Raw genomic sequence first — 4,862 nt, 5'->3', positions numbered from 1 at the left:
CACCCGACGTTGCACCTCGAACGACTACGCTTCAAACGCATGCTGGATTGGATCGTCCACCAAATCGTCGCCGTACTCCACGACGGCTCAACACCTTGCGTTGAAACCGGACCTTAACACGTGACTTGGCACTACTGAATGAGGAATCAATGCGAGAACCGTCGCTTCGCAAGCGGAAGCACTGTTGGACAAGCCAACAGTGGCACACGATCCTGGGATCCTGCTTCTTTTCACCATTCTGCTTTTGCTTCGACATTTGTTTTTAGACATTAGGCATTTCTTTTCCCCATGCTTCGTTTGGTCCTCAGCCCGGTGGGCGGTTATCTGCTGGTCGCGCTGGCGGCGGCGGTGTTGCTCGGGCTGTTGGCCTTGGGGCCGGCGCAGAGTCGAGTATCACGGCGTCGGCGGCGTGGGCTGGTAGCGATTCGCCTGGTGATCGTGCTCTTGATCGTCTTGGCCATGCTGCGGCCGACGCTGGTCTGGACCACGATCAGCCGCAAGCCGGCGACGCTTTTGATTCTGGCCGATCAGTCGCGCAGCATGCAGGTCGCCGATGCCGCGGGGGACAAAACGCGCTGGGACTCGATGCGCGCCAGCCTGGAAGCCGCGCAACCCGAGTTGACCACTCTGGCCGGCGAAATCGAGGTCAAGGTCTATACCTTCGACGCCGAAGCGCACCCGATCGAAGTCGCCGAAAGCCCCACGCAGTGGCCCAAGAAGGCCGAGGGGCCACAGACCGCCATTGGCTGGGTGTTGGATGATGCCTTGCGGCGCGAGACGGGCAAGCGGTTGGCCGGTATCGTGCTGCTCTCCGACGGCGCACAACGCGTGCTGCCGGCCAAGGACGTGCCGCCGCAGACGCCGGGGCGCCGCCTCGCGGATCTCGGTTTCAAGTTGTACGCGGTGCCGTTTGGACAGGCCCGGGCTCTCGATCAAGCCCGTGACGTGGCTCTCTCCGACATGCGGGCGCCGCAGGTTGTCTTTGTGAAAAACGAGATGGCCGTCGATGCGGTGGCCCAGTTGGAGGGCTTCGTCGGCCAGGAAGTCGTCGTGCAACTTTCGGTCGAAACGACGCCCGGCAAGATGGAAGTCGTCGACAGCGCGCGTCTCCGCGCGGAAAAGAACGGCGACCGCTTGCCGATCCACATGAAATACGTGCCCGACACGGCCGGCGAAAAGAAGGTCACGCTGAAAGTCGCGCCGCAAACCGGCGAGCTGGTGACCAGCAATAACGAAGTGAGCACTTTTGTATCGGTGCTCGATGGCGGTCTGAAGGTTTTGTACTTGAACGGGGCCTTGCAACCCGACGTCAAATTCCTGCGGCGTTCGCTGGATGCTTCGCCGGATATGAACGTCGACATGCGCACGATCGATGCGCGCAAGCCCGAGACCCGGCCGGCGGATTGGGATGAACTGTTCGAGCCGGGCCGGTACGACGTGTACATGTTGGGCGACCTGGATTCGAGCGCCTTCAAGGACAAGGAGCTGCGCGCGTTGGCGGCGACCGTCGAGCGCGGCGCCGGCCTGATCATGGTCGGCGGATTTCACAGTTTCGGCCCGGGCGGGTACGCCGCGACGCCACTGGCGAACGTGCTGCCAGTCGAGATGGACCGGCTAGAGCGGCAGAATTTCGGCGAAGCCATACGTGGCGAGGCGCATTTGCCCGAAGATGCGAAACCAAAGATGCTGCCGACGCGCATCGGCCAGTCGCATAGCATCATGCAGTTGGCGCCGCCATCGGAGAACAAACGCGCCTGGGAAGAGTTGCCGGCGCTCGACGGGGCCAATCGCTTGGATCACGTGAAGCGCAACGCCACGGTGCTGGCCGAAACCGGTGATCGGCATCCCTTGTTGATCGCCAGCGAATACGGCCGCGGCCGCGTACTGGCCTTCGCAGGCGATTCGACATGGCGTTGGTGGATGGGGGGATTCGAACCGGCCCACAAGCGCTTCTGGCGGCAGATCGTGCTGTGGCTCGCACGTAAGGACCAGTCGACCGACAATTCGGTGTGGGTCAATCTTGACGAACGGCGTTATAGCCCCGGCGGGCGCGTCGAGTTCACAGCCGGAGCGCGCGACGAGCACGGCGAACCGATCGCTGACGCCACTTATGAAGTCGAAATCCTCCGACCGGATGGCAGCAAGGGCAGTCCACGCCTAAGGCACACTCCCGGCGAAATGGCGGGCACCTATCCCGAAGCTCAACTGCCGGGCGATTACACGCTGGTCGTGAAAGCATCGCGCGGCGGCGCGCCGATAGGTTCGGCGCAAGCTCGCTTTCTGGTCTACGACCAGGACCTGGAACTCGACAATCCGGCGGCCGACCGGGGGATGATGGAAAGCCTGGCGGCGATGACCGGCGGCAAAACGATCGCCGCTGACCAATTGGGATCGCTCTTCGAGTCGATCCGAAAGCAGTTGGAGCAGCTCGAAGTCGAGACCATGGTCAAGCGCACGCTGTGGGACACTTGGCCCTTTTTCTTGCTGCTGATCGCGCTACTGGGCGTCGAATGGTGGCTGCGGAAGAAATGGGGGCTGGTGTAGCCGTGCCCGCGTTCCCACCCTGGAATGTCGGCGAACTACACCCACAAGTGCAAACGTCCGTCGAGCATGTCGGGCACCGCCGCTTCGACCATCTGCCGGATCTGCTTGGTGTGATAGCGGGTGCTGAAGTGTGCGGCGATGATGATCTCGTTCTTGAACTGCTCCCGGCGGGCGACGATATCATCGAGGTGCATGTGGCCGTACTTGTGGATCTTTTCCTTGCGGTGCCGGGCGGCCACGAATGTCATTTCCGTGATCAGTATCTGGGCCTCGAACATCGCGGGACAGGCGTCCAATCCCTCGGGCGCGCTATCGCCGATGTAGGCCACGCGTGGCATGCGCCGCTCTTCGGTGACATCGGTGCCAGCCAGGCGCAGGTCGCGAATCTTGTCGCCTGGCAGGTCCTGAAACTCAGGCCGCAGCTTGCGGCGGCGCTCCCAGACGATGAAACCCAACGACGGCACGCGATGGGCCGTGGCCGAGACCGTGACCACGTGCTCGCGTGACATTTCGACTTCGTCCCCCGGTTTCAGGCCCACCAACTGGCACGGCAGCCGGCCCCGGTCCAGTCGCGTGAACAGCTTCAGAATGCGATCGACCCCCTCGACTGCCTGCTCGGGCAGGTAGATCGTGGGGGGCTCCATCTTCATCATCCGCCGCCGCGCCACATAGACCGGCAAGGCCGCCACGTGATCCAGATGCGTATGCGAGATAAACCAGTTGGGCGTGGCCATGAAGTCCCACGGATGAGCCCCCAGGTCGAAGCCGAGCTTGAACTCCGGAACGCGCCAATAGGTCTGCACGGCGGCGCGCGAATACCCCTCGATCGTGATGCCGCGATGCGTCAGCGTTTTGACGGGAACGTTGTGAACCATACGGGCAGGGTCACATCAGGCTCGGATACGGTTCACAAAACAGGCGAGCGCAGGAGATCAAACCAAGGAGAAGTTACCTGGTCCGCGCACGGTGAAAGGCACAGTTTAAACCAGATCGGTTGCGAGACAAGCCGCGCAGGTAAAGCGCCTGAATGCCGTGCAAAATGATACCTAGCCGCCCAGCTCGCTGGGCAGTAGTGCATCACGAATCCGGCTTTTCGGCCGGCGCCGCGCCGGGCTGCTCGCGCACCAGCCAGATTTCGCCGAATGCGTCGCTCTGCTCGGCCCGCATGCCGTGATGACGAACCAATTCCAGAATCGCCAGGAACATGCCGATCAAGGTCGACTTGTGCATGCCAGGCTGAAACAGCTCGGTGAAAGCCACACGCGACTGATCATCGAGCAAGTGGGCAATCCGATCCATATAGACGTGGATCGGCGTGTCGTCGTAAACGATGCTCGACGGCTGGTTCGACTGATGCTGCTCGATCAACCGTCCGAAGGCGCTGACCAGGTCCCACAACTCCAACTCGCGAATTGGTTCCTCGGCCAGATCCCGCTTGTGGCCCGCCAGGTCGTTGGCCAATCTGGGGAATCGCTCTTGCCAGGCGCGGCCCTGCTCGTCGAGCATGCTGGCCGCGTCCTTGAACTGCTTGTACTCCAGCAGGCGGCGCACCAGTTCCTTTCGCGGGTCGTCAAGCGGCTCTTCCACCTCGTCGGCTTGCGGCAACAGCATGCGGCTCTTCAGTTCCAGGAGCGCGCTGGCCATTTCCAGAAAATCGCCCACCGCGTTGACATCGAGCTGTTCGAGGACCGCCAGGTGTTCCAGGAACTGGTCCGTAATGGGCGCAATCGGGATGTCCGCGATTTCCAGCTCCTGTTTGCGCACCAGGTACAGCAGCAAATCGAGCGGGCCGCGAAAGATGTCCAGATCGACGCGAAAGCTCATGGAACCTGATGCCACTTCTGTAATCGACCTTCGCGGCGGCGACTTCAGACAGCCGCGCAGCAGCCGCTTGCTCGATATCTATCGTATCCGCGAGGTTCCGCGCCGGGCAACGTCAGTGCTCACCCCTTCGAGCTTGCAACTGGCCATTTGCCCGACTTGCCACGTTATCGTGCCCGCCTTAGTCTTACGGAACGGCTCCGGGCCTTTCGCGGCCGCCGCCACGAGAGCCGAATACATCCGCTGATTGCACAGTTTTGCGCGGATTGAAGGCAGGCGAAGGAGCGTACCGAGTGACGCACGTGGACCTGCGGATTTAATCAGCGAAATCCGTGGATGCATTTCTTAATTCGACATCAGTACTGTCCGGTTGAACTTTTTTGATTTTGTTTCAAGTAGTTGGCCAAACGCAACTTGCATTCAAGCATGAGCGCGCACGACTTCAAATTGATCGCTGAGAATGAACCACTTTGTTCCGGTTTAGTCGGGCAAAGGGT

General features: G+C 61.4%; 3 protein-coding genes. 1 reads left to right on the top strand and 2 read right to left on the bottom strand.

The genetic code is table 11. From position 1 onward, the window contains the following. Window positions 1-288 precede the first annotated feature (288 nt). Complete coding sequence (locus VHD36_00530; GenBank protein ID HVU85776.1) at window positions 289-2,544, top strand: glutamine amidotransferase; 2,256 nt, start codon at window positions 289-291, stop codon at window positions 2,542-2,544. 35 nt (window positions 2,545-2,579) lie between these two features. On the opposite strand, the gene VHD36_00525 is transcribed toward VHD36_00530, so the two are convergent. Beyond that, window positions 2,580-3,419 carry an MBL fold metallo-hydrolase gene (locus tag VHD36_00525; protein ID HVU85775.1) on the bottom strand — a complete coding sequence of 280 codons (840 nt, stop codon included), beginning with the start codon at window positions 3,417-3,419 and terminating at the stop codon, window positions 2,580-2,582. A 202-nt stretch (window positions 3,420-3,621) separates the two neighbouring features. Continuing rightward, complete coding sequence (locus tag VHD36_00520; GenBank protein HVU85774.1) at window positions 3,622-4,368, bottom strand: segregation/condensation protein A; 747 nt, start codon at window positions 4,366-4,368, stop codon at window positions 3,622-3,624. Window positions 4,369-4,862 lie beyond the last annotated feature (494 nt).

This window comes from Pirellulales bacterium (assembly GCA_035546535.1).
Lineage (GTDB): Bacteria > Planctomycetota > Planctomycetia > Pirellulales > JACPPG01 > JACPPG01.
This window is presented reverse-complemented; position numbering and strand designations above follow the sequence as displayed.

Coding starts and splice junctions, on each gene's coding strand:
- VHD36_00530 (HVU85776.1), top strand. CDS start 289: ATGCTTCGTTTGGTCCTCAGCCCGGTGGGCGGTTATCTGCTGGTCGCG.
- VHD36_00525 (HVU85775.1), bottom strand. CDS start 3,419: ATGGTTCACAACGTTCCCGTCAAAACGCTGACGCATCGCGGCATCACG.
- VHD36_00520 (HVU85774.1), bottom strand. CDS start 4,368: ATGAGCTTTCGCGTCGATCTGGACATCTTTCGCGGCCCGCTCGATTTG.